Source organism: Promicromonospora sp. CA-289599 (genome assembly GCF_050936155.1).
In the GTDB taxonomy this organism is placed as follows: Bacteria; Actinomycetota; Actinomycetes; order Actinomycetales; family Cellulomonadaceae; genus Promicromonospora.
In genome coordinates this window covers 2,141,379-2,156,231 of sequence record NZ_JBNJNI010000001.1, presented here as the reverse complement: position 1 = coordinate 2,156,231, position 14,853 = coordinate 2,141,379, and the positions used below count along the sequence as shown (strand labels likewise).

12 protein-coding genes are annotated in these 14,853 nt (G+C 72.4%); 4 read left to right on the top strand and 8 right to left on the bottom strand.

What is annotated here, in order from left to right; all coding sequences use genetic code 11:
• Window positions 1–30: 30 nt before the first annotated feature.
• The 7 genes from ACQEVI_RS09430 to ACQEVI_RS09400 all read right to left on the bottom strand — a co-directional run bounded on the left by ACQEVI_RS09430 (window position 31) and on the right by ACQEVI_RS09400 (window position 8,498).
• Complete coding sequence (locus ACQEVI_RS09430) at window positions 31–1,047, bottom strand: LacI family DNA-binding transcriptional regulator (protein WP_432897353.1); 1,017 nt, start codon at window positions 1,045–1,047, stop codon at window positions 31–33.
• A 116-nt stretch (window positions 1,048–1,163) separates the two neighbouring features.
• The gene (locus ACQEVI_RS09425) at window positions 1,164–2,849 is read right to left on the bottom strand and encodes a discoidin domain-containing protein (RefSeq protein WP_432897350.1); all 1,686 of its coding nucleotides are present in this window, start codon (window positions 2,847–2,849) and stop codon (window positions 1,164–1,166) included.
• 225 nt (window positions 2,850–3,074) lie between these two features.
• On the bottom strand, window positions 3,075–4,034 hold the full coding sequence (locus ACQEVI_RS09420; RefSeq protein ID WP_432897347.1) for a zinc-binding dehydrogenase: 960 nt from the start codon (window positions 4,032–4,034) through the stop codon (window positions 3,075–3,077).
• Between the two features lie 9 nt (window positions 4,035–4,043).
• Window positions 4,044–5,267: a YncE family protein gene (locus ACQEVI_RS09415; protein WP_432897344.1), complete on the bottom strand. Its 1,224-nt coding sequence runs from the start codon at window positions 5,265–5,267 to the stop codon at window positions 4,044–4,046.
• Between the two features lie 89 nt (window positions 5,268–5,356).
• Window positions 5,357–5,782: a VOC family protein gene (locus tag ACQEVI_RS09410; RefSeq protein WP_432897341.1), complete on the bottom strand. Its 426-nt coding sequence runs from the start codon at window positions 5,780–5,782 to the stop codon at window positions 5,357–5,359.
• Between the two features lie 40 nt (window positions 5,783–5,822).
• A complete protein-coding gene (gene metX / locus ACQEVI_RS09405) occupies window positions 5,823–7,070 on the bottom strand; it encodes a homoserine O-acetyltransferase MetX (protein WP_432897339.1) in 1,248 nt (415 codons plus the stop codon).
• A 90-nt stretch (window positions 7,071–7,160) separates the two neighbouring features.
• A complete protein-coding gene (locus ACQEVI_RS09400; protein WP_432897337.1) occupies window positions 7,161–8,498 on the bottom strand; it encodes a bifunctional o-acetylhomoserine/o-acetylserine sulfhydrylase in 1,338 nt (445 codons plus the stop codon).
• A gap of 387 nt (window positions 8,499–8,885) precedes the next feature.
• On the opposite strand from ACQEVI_RS09400, the gene ACQEVI_RS09395 reads away from it, so the two are divergent.
• Window positions 8,886–10,259, top strand: a complete 1,374-nt coding sequence (locus ACQEVI_RS09395) for an NlpC/P60 family protein (protein WP_432897334.1) — start codon at window positions 8,886–8,888, stop codon at window positions 10,257–10,259.
• Between the two features lie 27 nt (window positions 10,260–10,286).
• On the opposite strand, the gene ACQEVI_RS09390 is transcribed toward ACQEVI_RS09395, so the two are convergent.
• Window positions 10,287–10,787 carry an inorganic diphosphatase gene (locus ACQEVI_RS09390; RefSeq protein ID WP_108493354.1) on the bottom strand — a complete coding sequence of 167 codons (501 nt, stop codon included), beginning with the start codon at window positions 10,785–10,787 and terminating at the stop codon, window positions 10,287–10,289.
• A gap of 257 nt (window positions 10,788–11,044) precedes the next feature.
• On the opposite strand from ACQEVI_RS09390, the gene dacB reads away from it, so the two are divergent.
• From dacB to tilS, 3 genes are read left to right on the top strand one after another with little or no spacing between them, the layout of a single operon-like run.
• Window positions 11,045–12,496: a D-alanyl-D-alanine carboxypeptidase/D-alanyl-D-alanine endopeptidase gene (gene dacB, locus ACQEVI_RS09385; RefSeq protein WP_432897331.1), complete on the top strand. Its 1,452-nt coding sequence runs from the start codon at window positions 11,045–11,047 to the stop codon at window positions 12,494–12,496.
• A gap of 33 nt (window positions 12,497–12,529) precedes the next feature.
• On the top strand, window positions 12,530–13,606 hold the full coding sequence (locus tag ACQEVI_RS09380) for a zinc-dependent metalloprotease (protein ID WP_432897327.1): 1,077 nt from the start codon (window positions 12,530–12,532) through the stop codon (window positions 13,604–13,606).
• Window positions 13,607–13,658: 52 nt separating this feature from the next.
• Window positions 13,659–14,852 (top strand): tRNA lysidine(34) synthetase TilS, encoded by a 1,194-nt coding sequence (gene tilS, locus ACQEVI_RS09375; RefSeq protein WP_432897324.1) that lies wholly within the window; start codon window positions 13,659–13,661, stop codon window positions 14,850–14,852.
• Window position 14,853 lies beyond the last annotated feature (1 nt).

Here is a 14,853-nt window from a genome sequence, read left to right as displayed (position 1 = left end):
CCGTTCCCGCTGGGCGAGCTTGCCGAGACCTCAGGCCGACGCGCGCACGACGAGCTCGGGCACGAACGTCTCGGAGCCGCCCGCCGCCGCGCCGTCGTCCGGCTCCTGGGCCTGCCGGAGAGCAGCCAGCAGCAGGCGCGCCATGGCCTCCGCCATGTCCTCGACGGGCTGACGCACCGTCGTCAGCGGCGGATGCGCCTGCGCGGCGACGCTCGAGTCGTCGAACCCGACGACCGCGACGTCACGCGGTACGTCCCGGCCGGCGGTGCGGAGCGCCGTCGACACGCCGTCCGCCATGAGGTCGTTCGCCGCGAAGACGCCGTCGACCTCCGGCCTGGCGGCCAGCAGCGCACGGACCGCCGCCTCACCACCCGGGCGGGTGAAGTCGGCGGTGACCACCTCGGGCTCGGGCAGCCCGGCGGCCCGCACCCCGCCCAGGAACCCCTGGAGCCGCGCGTGCCCGAACGGCGCGTCGGACGGCCCCGCGACCACGGCGAGCCGGGTGCGCCCGGATCGGACGAGGTGCTCGGCCGCGAGCCGGCCCCCCGCGGCCTGGTCCAGGTCGACCCAGGCGACGCCCGGCAGGGTGGTGCGGGTCGACAGCACCAGGGGCACGGCGAGCGCCGCCAGCCGGGCGGGCAGCGGGTCGGCGGAGCTGGACGTGATGAGCAGCACGCCGTCCACGTGCCCCTGCCGTACGTACCGCACCACCTGGTCGTGCGCGGGTGGGTCGGCGGGGATGATCGCGAGGTGGATGTCGCGCGGGCGCAGCACCGTCTGCGCGCCCGCGGTCACCCGTCCCACGTAGGGGTCGGTGAAGAGGCGTTCCAGGAACGGGAGCGGGGAGCGCTGCTCCGGTGGTTCCGACACCACGAGCGCCACCGATCCGGTGCGCCGCGTCACGAGCGACCGGGCGGCGAGGTTGGGCACGTAGCCGGTCTCCTCGATCGCCCGGCGCACGGTCTCGACGATCTCCGGGTCGACGGTGGGCACCTCGTTGATCACCCGCGACACGGTCGCGCGGGAGACCCCGGCAACGGAGGCCACAACCTCCAACGTAGGACGAGACGCCACGCGCCCTTTATACCCCGCCGGCGTTGAGTGCTGGATTCTCGCCCTCCTTCGTGTGCCAGAAGGGCGAAGATCCAGCACTCAACGACGGATTACTGGTAGACGCGGACGTAGTCGACCAGCATCCTGGACGGGAACGGGGTGCTCGCGTCCGGCGGGCCGGGCCAGTCACCGCCGACGGCGAGGTTGAGGATCATGTAGAAGTCGTGGTCGTAGACCCACGGCCCGCGCGTGGACTCCACGGTGTCCCGGTCGGCGTAGAAGACGTCGCGGCCGTCCAGGGAGAACTGGATGCCCTCGCTGTCCCACTCGGCGGCCCAGGTGTGGAAGCCCGCCGAGATCTTCGAGCCGTCCGGCAGGGTGTACCCGCCGCCGTAGCCACCGCCACCGTTGTACGCGGGGGCGTGCAGCGTCGAGTGGGCGCGGGTCGGGTCCTGGCCGATGAACTCCATGATGTCGATCTCGCCGTTGTACGGCCACGGACGGCCCTCCAGGAAGTCGGAGCCCATCATCCAGAACGCCGGCCACAGGCCCCGGCCCTCCGGCACCTTCACGCGGGCCTCGAACCGGCCGTACTGGGTGTTGAACGTGCCTGACGTGTTCATGCGGTGCGACGTGTACTGCCGCCCGTCGCGGTCCTCGCGGCGCGCCTCGAGCACGAAGTTGCCCTGGCCGTCGTGGAACCCGTTGCCGCTCGGGGTGTAGACCTCGAGCTCGTTGTTCGCGGGCAGCCCGGGGTCGATGGTCCAGCGGGACGCGTTCGCGGGGGTGCCGGCGGCGCCGTCGAACTCGTCGCTCCACACCAGGTCGAGGTCGTCGAAGTTCGGGTCGGCGGGCTCGGCCGGGGGAGCGGCGGGCGCGCCGCCGGTGCCGTAGACCTGGAACTCCCACAGCGAGTAGCCGTACGGGCCGCTGCGGTCGCGCATGTGCACGCGCACGTGCCGGCCGTCGGCGTCCAGGGGGATCGCCTGCTTGAAGCCCGTGCCGCCGGTGGTGGTGTGCACGGTGCGCCAGGTGCTCCCGTTGTCGGACACCTCGATGTCGAAGACGGTGGCGAACGCGGGGTCCCACTGCAGCACCACGCTGCTGATGTGCGCGGTGGCGCCGAGGTCCACGGCGATCCAGCCGTCGTCGACCCAGCCCGTGTCGGGGTTGACGGCCCAGCGGCTGGCCGGGTCGAGGTCGAACGCCTTGTCGGGGCCGCAGAGCCAGCACGTGCCGTCGTTCTGCGAGCTGGAGGCGCTGCCGGCCTTGTCGTAGGAGAGGAGCGTCGTGTCACCGGGCTGCACGACACCGCCGGCGCCGAGCACCTGCAGCTCCCACAGGGAGACGCCCCACTGCGTGGCGCGCTGGGTGACCCACAGACGCAGGTAGCGGCCGCTGCCGTCGACGTCGAGGTCCTGGTCCCCGCCGGTGCCGGTGGTGGTCGAGTAGATGGTGGACCAGGTGCTGGCGTCGTTCGAGACCTCGACGCGGAAGCCGGACGCGTACGCGCCCTCCCAGTCGAGGACCACCCGGTCGATCGCCTGGACCGAGCCCAGGTCGACGCGGATCCACTGGTTGTCGGCGGCGGCGCTGGACCAGCGGGTGCCCGGATCGCCGTCGACGGCGTTCGCCCCGGTGCTCCAGGCGAACTCGGTGCTGGACGTGGTCACGGGCCGGCCCTGGGAGAGCGGCTCGTCGGCGGCTGCCGCGACGGGTACCTGGGTGAGCGCACCCAGGGCCAGCAGCGCCGTGGCGGATGCCGCGGCCGCGAGCAGGCGTAGTTGTCTGCGCATTTGACGTGCTCCTTCGAACGTCGGACGTGCATGGGTCGAGCGCAAGAGAGCGCTCTCTCGGACACTGTCGCGGACACGGCGACCTGCGGTCAAGGGTTTCGCGACAACTCGCTGACAGCTCTGTAAGCGGCGACCTGTCAGACGTAGCCGAACGTGTCAGACGTACAGGTCACAGGAATGACCTGTACGTCTGACACGTTCGGCTACATCTGACAGGCGGGCGGGTTACGGGCGGACGACGACCTTGCCGAACTGGCTGCCCTCGTGCAGCCGGGCCAGGCCGTCGGCGGCCCGGGCGAGCGGCACCTCGGCGTCGATCACCGGGCGCACGCCGGTGCGGGCGCAGAACCGGGCGAGCGCGCCCAGGTCCTCGCGTGAGCCCATGGTGACGCCCTGCACCCGGATCTCCTGGAAGAAGACGCGGGTCAGCTCGGCCGGGGGAGCGTCACCGGACGTCGCCCCGCAGACCAGCACCGAGCCGCCGGGACGCACCGAGCGGATCGAGTGGGCCCACGTCGCCTGACCCACGGACTCGAGCACGGCGTCGACGCGGGCGGGCAGGCGGGCGCCCGTCTCCACCGCACCCGCGGCGCCCAGAGCGACGGCCCGCTCGCGCTTCTCCGCGGAGCGTGAGGTCACCCAGACCTCCAGGCCGGCCGCCGCCCCGAGGGTGATCGCCGCGGTCGCGAGGCCGCCGCCTGCGCCCTGTACGAGCACGCTGGCACCGGGCCTGAGCCCGCCCGCCGTGAAGAGCATGTTGTACGCGGTGAGCCACGCCGTCGGCAGGCACGCGGCCTCCTCGAACGACAGCTCGGCTGGCTTGGGCACGAGGTTCGCCGTCGGCACCGAGACGCGCTCGGCGAGGGTCCCGGGGTAGCGCTCGGAGAGGAGCGACCGCGGCTCCTTCGGCCCGACGCCGTGCCCGTCGGCGCCGATGACGCCGTGCACGAGCACCTCCGCGCCGTCCGGCGTCACACCCGCGGCGTCGGTGCCGAGGATCATCGGCAGCTGCTGTTCCCGCAGGCCCACACCGCGCAGCGACCACAGGTCGTGGTGGTTCAGGCTCGCGGCCCGGACCTCCACGGTGGTCCAGTGCTCAGCGGTCTCCGGTTCGGGACGGTCACCCACCTCCAGGCCGTCGAGCGGGCTGTCGGGCGAGAAGCTGGTCACGTAGGCGGCAAGCATGCGGCGACCCTAGCCGACGCCCGACCAGCCGGCCGGGACGGTGCCCAGCCGCACGCGCTGCGGGTGGTCGCCCACCGGCACCGACGCGACCTTCTGCCCGGTCTCGAAGTCGATGGACGTCACCTGGTCGGCTCCGGACTCGGACACGACGCAGGCCGCGCCGTCACCGGTCACCGTCGACCAGTACGGCTTGTCGACGTCGACCAGCGGCCCTGCCTCGAGCGTCGCCCGGTCCACGACCACCGCGTAGTCGTCCATGGTTCCGGCCACGCACAGGTGCTCGCCCGACGGCTGCATGGTCAGGCCGTGGTGCCGCGAGTCGTTGACCATCTCGGTGCGTGGCCCGTCGAACACGCCGGGCAGCGTCTTGGTCCGCGTGATCCGGTCGGTCGCCACGTCGTACTCCAGGAACCCGCCGAAGTAGGACACCTGGAAGTAGAGCTTCGACTCGTCCGGGCTGAACGTCGCGGGACGTACGGCGTCGGAGAGGTGGCTCAGGCCGGCGTTGTCGAGCCGGTCGCGCATGTCGATCTCGCGCACCACCTCGAACGTCTCGGCGTCGGCGACCGTGATCACCCGGTCGCCCTTGAGGAAGTCGAGCACCGGGTCGTCGAGGCCGTTGTTGACCTCGCCGATCGACATGTTCCAGAGCAGGCCGTCGGACGTGTAGACGTTCTCGTGCGGCTTGTCGCCGGTCGGGAACGACCCGGCCTCCACGCCGGTCTCGATGTCCAGCACGTGCACGCGGTTGCCGGTCGACGCCGACACGGCGACCTGCGTGCCGTCGGGCGACACCGCCATGTGGTCGGCCCGCACGCCCGCGACCTGGAACCGCCACTCGACCTCGCCGGTGGCGAGGCTGAGCGAGACGACGTCGGCGAAGCTCGGCCGGGACACCACCAGCGACGAACCGTCGGGCGTGGTGTACATGTCGTCGGCGAACTGGTCGTGGCCCTCGCCGACGGTCTGGCGGATGACCAGGAAGGCCGCGAGCCGGATCGGGTCGCGGTAGATCTCGCGCATCCGCTGCTCGCGGTCGGGGATCACGTCGATCTCACCGACCGGCGCGAGGCCGGCGTCCGAGGACAGCACGGACGCGGTGCCGTCCCAGTTGTTGGCGACGAACAGGACCTCTTGCGGGGCGGAGTCGGCCTGCGCGGGGGCGGCGGTAGCCGCTCCGGACGCCAGGAGACCGAGCGAAGCCAGGATCGAGAGAACACCACGTCGTGTCACTGCTGCTCCTCTTCGTCGAGCTGATCTACGGTGATCAGCTCGACGAAGGTTACTGGAGGCGGGTTCAGTAAGGAAAGATCACCCGGCGATCAGCTGGCGGCGACGTCGAACATCCAGGAGATGCCGAACCTGTCGGTGAGCTGGCCGTAGTAGTCGCCCCACGGTGCCAGCTCGAACGGCTCGCCCGGCGTGGCGCCGTCGGACAGCTTCTCGTAGGCGCCCCTGATGTAGTCGTGGTCCTCGGGCCCGCCGGTCAGGGCGACGGTGACACCCGCGGAGGGCGCCACGTACTCCATGAACGACGGCGTGTCCGACGCCATGATCGTGAGGCCGCCCGGGGTGTCGAGCTGCCCGTGCATGACGAGGTCCTTGTCCTCGTCGGGAGTGGGCATCCCCTCCATCGGGGTCCCACCGAAGGTGCTGACGTCGAGCTCGCCGCCGAGCACTGACTGGTAGAAGTCCAGGGCAGCCTTCGCCTCGGACCGGAAGCTGAGGTACGGGTTGAGCTTTGCCATACGGCCACGCTAGACCTGGGACCGGTGGCCTGCCCGATGGTTACCCGAGGAACTCGCTGACCATCGGGCCGATCTGGTCGGCCTCGACCAGGAACCCGTCGTGGCCCACGTCGCTCGTGACGATCCGCAGCGGCTCCGCGTTCGGGATCCACCGGGCGAGCCGTGCGGACTGCGCGGGCGGGAACAGGCGATCGCTGTCCACGGCCACCACCAGGGTCCGGGCGGTGACCTGGCTGAGCGCGGCCTCGACACCGCCCCGGTCGCGGCCCAGGTCGTGCGACAGCATCGACTCGGTGAGCACCACATAGGAGTTGGCGTCGAACCGGCGCGCGAGCTTGTCGCCCTGGTGCGCCAGGTACGACTGCACGGCGAACCGGCCGCCCGCGAACGGGTCCTCCCCGCCCTGCGGCAGCCGGCCGAACCGCCGGTCCAGCTCGTAGCCCGTCCGGTACGTCGTGTGCGCGATCTGGCGAGCGATGCCGAGGCCGGTGTGCGGGCCGTCGTCGTCAGCGGCGGAGTAGTAGTCGCCGTCGCGGAAGCGGGGGTCCATCCGGATCGCGGCGAGCTGCGGGTGGGACCACGCGATCTGGTCACCGCCGGTCTGGGCGGTCGTGGCGATAGCGGCGACGTTCCGCACCTCGATACCCGCCTCCGGCCCCAGCAGTGCCCACTCCAGCACACGCAGGCCGCCCATCGACGCACCGACCACGAGGTCCCAGCACCGGATCCCGAGGTCGCGGGTCAGGGCGATCTCGACGGCGACCTGGTCGCGCGTGGTGATGTACGGGAACCGTCCGCCCCACGGGCGCCCGTCGTGCGCGATGGACGACGGGCCGGTGGTGCCCTGACAGCCGCCGAGCGCGTTGGGCGCCACCACAAAGTACCGGTCGGTGTCGATGGGCTTGCCGGGGCCCACCATGTCGCCCCACCAGCCGTCGGTCACGTGTCCAGGCCCGGCCTCACCCGCGACGTGCGAGTCACCGGTGAGGGCGTGCAGCACCAGCACGGCGTTGGAGCCGTCGGCGTTCAGGGTGCCCCAGGTCTCGTACGCCACGCGGACGGTGGGCAGCCGGCCGCCGGCCTCCAGGTCGAACGCGCCGACGTCGGCGAACAGCCGGTGCCCGGGGTCGTCGCCCTCGTGCCATGCACCGCTCGCGGGCACGGGGGGCTTGCTGCGGGAACGCGAGTCCCTGCCGAGTGCGCCGTCCGGCGCCGGGAAGGGCACGAGCGTCGAGCGGACCTGTTGGTCCGGGGCGTCGTGCGCGGCCTTCGGGGTGGTGATGGCCATGTTCTCTCCTGCGGCTCTGGGTGCTGAGCTCGGGGTGGTGGGCCCCGGCGCGGACGGCGTCGTCACATCGCTGCTACTTCGTCTTCGCTGCTACTTCGTCTCCTGGCCGAGCTGGCTCTTGGCCGCGGTGAAGCCCAGCTCGAGGTCGGCCAGGACGTCCTCCACGTTCTCCAGGCCGACGGCCAGCCTGACGAGGCCGGGGGTGACCCCCGACAGCGCCTGCTCCTCCGGCGTGAGCTGCGAGTGCGTGGTGGAGGCCGGGTGGATCACGAGCGAGCGGACGTCGCCGATGTTCGCCACGTTGGAGTGCAGCTCCAGGGCGGACACGAACGCCTGGCCGGCCTCGGCGCCGCCGTCGAGCTCGAAGGCGAGCACCGCCCCGGCACCCTTGGGCGCGTACTTCTGGGCGTTCGCGTGCCACGGCGAGCTCGGCAGGCCCGCGTAGTGGACCGCGCGGACGTCGTCCCGGGCCTCCAGCCACTCGGCGACGTGCTGCGCGTTGGCGACGTGTCGCTCGACCCGGAGCGACAGCGTCTCGATGCCCTGGGCGAGGAGGAACGCGTTGAACGGCGAGACCGCCGCACCGAGGTCGCGCAGGAGCTGGACCCGGGCCTTGAGGACGAACGCGAGGTTCGCCCCGAGCGCGGAGCCGACGCCGAGGTCGCGCGCGAAGACCAGACCGTTGTAGCTCGGGTCCGGCGTGTTGAAACCGGGGAAGCGCTCCGGCTCGGCGGCGAAGTCGAACCGGCCGCCGTCGATGATCACGCCGCCGATGGCGCTGCCGTGGCCGCCCAGGTACTTGGTCGCGGAGTGCACCACTATGTCGGCGCCGTGCTCGAACGGGCGGATCAGGTACGGCGTCGCGACGGTGTTGTCGACGATCAGCGGGACGCCCGCCTCGTGCGCGGCCGCCGCGACACCCTCGATGTCGAGCACGTCGGCACGCGGGTTCGGGATGGTCTCGCCGAAGAACGCCTTGGTGTTCGGGCGGACGGCGGCGCGCCACGCGTCGAGGTCGTGCGGGTCGTCCACGAACGTGGTCTCGATGCCGAACTTCGGCAGCGTGTGGTGGAGCAGGTTGTACGTGCCGCCGTAGAGGCTGGCGGAGGCGACGATGTGGTCGCCCGCCTCGGCGAGGTTGAGGATCGCGAGCGACTCCGCGGCCTGGCCGGAGGCGACGAGGAGGGCGCCGACGCCGCCCTCGAGGCTCGCGAGCCGGTCCTCCACCACCTGCTGCGTCGGGTTGCCGATGCGCGTGTAGATGGGGCCGAGGTCCTTGAGCGCGAACCGGTCGGCGGCCACCCCGGCGTCGGGGAACACGAACGACGTCGTCTGGTAGATCGGCAGGGCGCGGGCGCCCGTGGTGGGGTCCGGCTCCTGGCCGGCGTGGATCTGGCGGGTCTCGAACGACCACTGGGGCTGAGTCATGGCTCTCCTGCTTCCTGGTGCTGGTGGCGAACATCTGGCGGATCTGACCGAGAGGTGCCGCGGCATGCCCCGAGGGGCCTGCGCATCAAGGGGTGGTCCGCGGCGGGGAGGCGCGCACGCGGGAGTCGGCCGGAAGCGGCCGAGGGCAGGCGAACGTGCGCTGGTTCAGCAACAACACATTCGACGAGTCATGTTGTGACCGTAGACGGCGCCGGACCGCCCCGATAGTCATGTCTTAGATAGTGAGATTCAAAAATGAGACGGGGGTCGAATGCCCTCCGGTAGCGCGAATCTGTGCCATGAGCCACATTGGAGCGTGGCACGGAAGTGATTCACGAGGTCTGCGCAAGGCGACACGCCGGAACAGCGCTGATCGGGAAGGTGATCATGGGGCGGATCCGAGGTCTGGACGAGGCGAGGCACGGACATGGCGGAGTGCTCGTGCTCCGTGCGCTGGGGGCCGCTGTGCTCGCGCTCGGTCTGGTCATCCCGTGGGGGCCCGTCGCGGAGGCGGACCCGCCTGCCGATCCGCCGTCCGCCGGTGCGGCTCGGGCGGCCCGTGACGCGGTAGCGGCAGGCGCACTGGACGTCAGTCAGGCGGAGGCAGCGCTCGGCACGCTCCGTACGGAGCTCGAGGCGGCCCAGGTCCGCGTCCAGGTTGCGGCTGCCGACTACGCGGAGGCGCAGCAGGCCGTCGAGCGGGCCGAGCAGGAGGTGGCCACCGCCCGCACCGCCGCCAAGAAGGCGCACCAGGGTGAGCTGGCGGCACGGTCAGGCCTCGCGGAGGTGTACCGGGCGTCGGCACGGGACGCCGATCTGGGCTCGCTGGACATCGCCTTCGAGGCTGACTCGGTTCCGGACATGGTGGGTCGCAGCGCCGTGGAGCGTGCGGTCCAGCGCAAGCTCGGCGGGGCCATGGCCGCGTACCAGGAGGCGCGCGCCACGTCGGAGTCCGCCGACGCCCGGTGGAGCGCGGCGAAGAAGCAGCGCGACGCGGCTGCCGAGCAGGCGCGGACGGCGTTCGACGCCGCCCAGGCCGCCGCGGCCGACCTCGCGGCGCGCACCCAGGCGGCCGAGGTCCGGCGCCAGGCGCTGGTCGAGCGCCTCGCGCAGCTGCGGCAGACCAGCGTCGAGATCGAGAACGAGCGGGAGTCGGCGCGGGCCGCGGCGGCGGAGGCCGCCCGCGAGGCCGCGGCGAAGGCGGAGCTCGAACGGCGGCAGGAGGCCAGGGCCGAGGCGGACGCCGTGGCCACGGTGCGCACGGAGCGGCCCGGTGGTGGGTCGGTGAACGCTGGCGGCGCGGGTCCGGAGGTCGAGCCGGCGCCGGCTCCCGCGCCCGCCCCGCGGCCGGAGCCCGCCGGCCCGCCCCCGTCGGGCGTGGCGGAGGGTTCGGGGGGTCTGGGGACCGGCGCGGTGGCCTGGGCGCGGACCAGGCTCGGCGCGCCGTACCTGCTCGGCGCCGCCGGCCCGTCCGCCTACGACTGCTCGGGGCTGACGATGATGTCGTGGGCGAGCCAGGGCGTGCACATCACCCGTACGTCGCGGTCGCAGTACCTCGCCGTCGGCAAGGTGGACTACGGCTCGCTCCGGCCGGGCGACCTCGTCTTCTACGGTTCGGACCCGAGCGACCCGGCGTCGATCTACCACGTGGCGATGTACACGGGTGGCGGCATGATGATCGAGGCGACGCTGCCCGGGCACCCGCTGTCGGAGAACCCGCTCCGGCTGGCGAACGCGATGCCCTACGCGGGCCGCCCGTAGGCGGCCCGCACAGGTCAGGCCGTTCGTTCAGTGCTTGTCGTAGTAGCCCGTGTCCTTGGCGCGCTGGATCGAGCGAACGATCTCGGCCTCGGCGTCGGAGCGACCCACCCAGTGGGCGCCCTCGACGGACTTGCCGGGCTCCAGGTCCTTGTAGACCTCGAAGAAGTGCTGGATCTCCAGGCGGTGGAAGTCCGAGACGTCGTCGATGTCCTGGCGCCACGCGGCGCGCTGGTCACCCGTCGGCACGCAGAGCACCTTGTCGTCGCCGCCGGCCTCGTCGCGCATGCGGAACATGCCGAGTGCACGGCACTTGATCAGGCAGCCGGGGAACGTGGGCTCCTCCAGGAGCACCAGTGCGTCCAGGGGGTCACCGTCTTCGCCGAGGGTGCCCTCGATGAAGCCGTAGTCGTCCGGGTAGCGCGTCGAGGTGAAGAGCATGCGGTCGAGGCGGATGCGTCCGGTCTCGTGATCCACCTCGTACTTGTTCCGCTGACCCTTGGGGATCTCGATCGTGACGTCGAACTCCACGCCGATGTGCTCCAGTTCTCGAAGATGGTCGCCGAAGTGTCTTACCGCGGCGGCGGCCTTGCGCCTGCCCAGTGTGCCATGTGTCCCGTGTCGCGACCGTTACCTGTGGTCAGCACCACTCTCCGTGTTCGGCATAATTCGCAGCGTGCGCACAGCGCGCGCGAACCGGCCACGCGAGCGGGTGAAATTTCCCATGGATCGCCGTTGCCGTACTCGCCGCATGGTTTGCCGCCACTAGAGTTGGCTATGGCTTTTACATGACGATCGAGAGGATGCCCATGGAGTGGGGGTTGCGCTCCGGCGCTGCCGTCGCCGCGGTCGTCGCACTGTTCGGTGGGTACCTGGTCGCCGACGCGTACGACGTCGTTCCCGGCATGCTCACCATGGCCGAGCCCTGGCCCGAGCCGAACCCCTTCCCGTCCGCGCCCGGCGCCGTCGAGGGGCCTGCTCCCGCCGCGCTCCTCGAGGGCCTCCCCGCGGACGCACCCGTCCCGGACAGCGTCGAGATGCAGCGGCTCGTGACCGGCCTGGCCAAGGACAAGCGGCTCGGGTCCCGGGTCGGCGTGGTGGTCGCGGACGGACTGTCGGGCGTCGTGCTCGGCTCGTCGAGCCCGGACAAGCTCATGACTCCCGCTTCCACCCAGAAGCTCTTCACGGGCGTCGCCGCGCTCTCGTCGGGCATCGCGAGCTCCACGCTCGACACCAAGGCGGTCCTCGTCGACGACAACACGGTCGTCCTGGTCGGTGCCGGCGACATGATGCTCTCGGCGGGCAAGGGCGATCCGGACGTGGTGAACGGGCGTGCAGGCATCGCCGATCTCGCGCAGCAGGTCGCCGCCAAGGTGAAGGTCGACGGCACCACCGAGGTCCGGGTCGCGCTCGACGACACGCTCTTCGCCGGCGACGACATCGCCCCGACCGTGGCCAGCCCGGACATCGCTGCCGGCTACGTGGCGCCCGTCTCGTCGGTCGGTATCAACGTCGGCCTGCTGTCCGACGGGTACGGCGACAACGGGCCCCGCGCGTCCGACCCCGGCAAGTACGCGGCGGAGGCCTTCGCCGCGGCGCTGGAGAAAGAGGGCCTCAAGACCTCCGGCGCCGTGATCGACGCGAGAGCCCCCGACGACGCCCGCGTGCTCGGCCAGGTCAGCTCCGCGCCGCTGGCGGAGGTCGTCGGGTTCGCCATGCAGTACTCCGACAACACGATCACCGAGGTGCTCGGACGTCTCGTCGCGGTCGACGCGGGCCTGCCCGGCTCGAACGACGGCGCCACGCAGGCGGTGATCGCGAGCGCGAAGGAGCTCGGCGTCGACATGACCGGCGCTCGCCTGCGCGACTGCTCCGGGCTCGGCGACGGTTCGTACCTGAGCTCGCAGCAGCTCGTGGACCTGCTCGGTGTGATGGTCGATCCCGCGCACCCGAAGCTGCGCAGCGAGGCGGTAGGCATGCCGATCGCGGGCCTGACGGGCACGCTCGACAGCAGCCACGGCCGGTTCACCGGGACCAACTCGGCCCGTGGCGTGGCACGTGCCAAGACCGGCAGCCTGCCCAAGGTGCGGGCGCTCTCCGGCATGGTGGTCACCGCCGACGACCGGCTGCTCGTCTTCACGGTCCTCGCCGACTCGATCCCCGCGAACGAGACGGTCGGCGCCACGTGGATCTACGACAGCTTCGTCGGTGACCTCGCCGCGTACTCGGTCCAGGGCTGACGCCCCGTCCGCCAGGACCGTTACCGTGGTCCGGTGACCCAGGCATCCACCGCCCCGCAGGTCGTCGACTGGTCGGCCGCAGCACAGATCGCCGGGCGGCTCGCCGCGCCCGGGCCACAGGCGCCCCGGGACGAGCTCGACTCCCTGGTGAGCGGTCTGCGCGCCGCGGCAGGAGACGCCGTCGGGCACGTGCTGGAGACCACGCGCATGGTGCCGCACGGTGGCGGGTCGACGCTGAGCCCCGTGCTGGTCGTGGACCGCGCGACCTGGGCGCGCGCCAACACGCAGTCCATGGCCGCCATGACCGAGGGGATCGGGGCGGTCGTCGCCGAGATCTCCAAGGGCGCCACGTCACCCGGCGCGCAGCTCGCCGGCGCCGCCGAGATCGGTGCGATCCTCGCCCTCCTCAGCGGTCGGGTGCTGGGCCAGTTCGACCCGTACTCCGCTCCGGGCCGGCTCCTCCTGGTGGCACCCAACGTGCTGCAGGCCGAGGCGGCGCTGCGCGTCCCGGTGCGCGACTTCCGCCTGTGGGTCTGCCTGCACGAGCAGACCCACGCCCTGCAGTTCGCCGCGGCGCCGTGGCTCGCCGGGCACCTCAGCGGGCGCACGCAGCATCTGATCACCGGCATGGCGCGGACCTCGGCCGAGCTGGCCAGGGCCCGGTTCGACAAGAAGGTCGTCGCCGTCGGCCGGAACGTGCTCGCGACGCTGCGCGGCGAGAACAGCACCATCATCGACGGCATGCTCACGCACGAGCAGAAGGACGAGCTGGCCGACATCACCGCGGTCATGGCGCTCCTGGAGGGGCACGCGGACGTGATGATGGACGCCGTCGGGCCGCGGGTCGTGCCGTCGGTGCGCCGCATCCGCGCGCGGTTCGAGCGGCGGCGCGACGGCGAGGGGCTGGGCACCTTTGACGTGGTGGTGCAGAAGCTGCTGGGCATGGACGCCAAGCTCGCCCAGTACCGCGACGGTGCGGCGTTCGTGCGCGCCGTCGAGCGGTCGGTGGGACGCGACGGGCTCAACGCGGTGTGGGCCGCCCCGGAGAACCTGCCCAGCGCCCGGGAGATCGCCGACGCGCGCGCGTGGGTGCGCCGGGTGCACGGATGAGGACGGCGGACGGCGCGCGGCTCGCGCCCGCGGACGCCGGGGGCCGCTGAGCGTGGCTCGCGTCGATCCCGCCGTCGCCGCGGCGCGCAACGCGGTCCGCGCGGTGCTGGCGCCGCTCGGATCGGACGACCTCGTGCTCGTCGCCTGCTCGGGTGGCGCCGACAGCCTCGCGCTCGCCGCGTCCCTGGCAGCCGAGGCCCGCCGGGTCGGGCGCTCCGTGCGCTCCCGCGGGTACGCCGTGCGCGCCGGGGCCGTGGTGGTCGACCACGGGCTCCAGGCCGGGTCCGCCCAGGTGGCGGCGCGAGCGGCCGAGCAGTGCCGCGCCCTGGGTCTCGACCCCGTGGTGGTCCGGGACGCCGACTGGTCGAGCGGTGCGGGCGGGCCCGAGGCCGCCGCCCGGGACGCCCGGTACACCGCGCTGGCGGCGTACGCCGCCGAGACCGGCGCGGCCCGGGTGCTGCTGGGGCACACCCTCGACGACCAGGCGGAACAGGTTCTGCTCGGGCTCGCCCGAGGCGCCGGTGCCCGGTCGCTCGCCGGGATGCCGCGCGAGCGGGGGATCTTTCACCGGCCGTTCCTCGGGCTCCGGCGCGCACAGACCGAGGCGGTGTGCGCGGCGTCGGGCCTGGAGTTCTGGACCGACCCGACCAACCTGCTGCCACCCGACGACCGCACCTCGCCAACCCGGGTTCAGCACGGGGCAACGGACCGGTCTCCCGGGCCGTTCACGCCGCTGCGCTCGCAGGTGCGCGGGCGCGTGCTGCCGGTCCTCGAGGACACCCTGGGCCCCGGCGTCGTCGAGGCCCTCGGGCGCAGCGCGGACCAGCTGCGCGACGACGCGGACCTGCTGGACACCCTCGCCGCGGAACTTCTCGCCGAGGCCCGCACGGACCCGGCAGCCCAGGTGGCACAGGGTGTGGGCATCCCCGGCGGGCCGACGGCGGGGGAGGTCGACGCCGGGCTCGTCCTCGACGTCGGCGTCCTGGAGCGGGCCCATCCGGCGCTCCGGCGCAGGGTCCTCCGGCTCGCCGCCCTCGCGATCGGCTGCAAGCCGACCGACACCACCGCGCGGCACGTCGACGCGCTGGACGCACTCGTCGTGTCATGGAGCGGTCAAGGCTCCGTCCACCTCCCGGGCGGCGCACGGGCCCGTCGTGCGTGTGGCAGTCTTTTCCTGCGCGCCGCGCCGACCGGTATCTCGGACGGTGGGACCGGCGCCCGGCCCCCCAGCACAACTCAGGAGTAAC

Bases quoted from the DNA above. Each gene is read 5' to 3' on its own strand.
- ACQEVI_RS09400 (WP_432897337.1), bottom strand. From the start codon at position 8,498: ATGACTCAGCCCCAGTGGTCGTTCGAGACCCGCCAGATCCACGCCGGC.
- ACQEVI_RS09410 (WP_432897341.1), bottom strand. From the start codon at position 5,782: ATGGCAAAGCTCAACCCGTACCTCAGCTTCCGGTCCGAGGCGAAGGCT.
- metX (WP_432897339.1), bottom strand. From the start codon at position 7,070: ATGGCCATCACCACCCCGAAGGCCGCGCACGACGCCCCGGACCAACAG.
- ACQEVI_RS09425 (WP_432897350.1), bottom strand. From the start codon at position 2,849: ATGCGCAGACAACTACGCCTGCTCGCGGCCGCGGCATCCGCCACGGCG.
- dacB (WP_432897331.1), top strand. From the start codon at position 11,045: ATGACGATCGAGAGGATGCCCATGGAGTGGGGGTTGCGCTCCGGCGCT.
- ACQEVI_RS09395 (WP_432897334.1), top strand. From the start codon at position 8,886: ATGGGGCGGATCCGAGGTCTGGACGAGGCGAGGCACGGACATGGCGGA.
- ACQEVI_RS09420 (WP_432897347.1), bottom strand. From the start codon at position 4,034: ATGCTTGCCGCCTACGTGACCAGCTTCTCGCCCGACAGCCCGCTCGAC.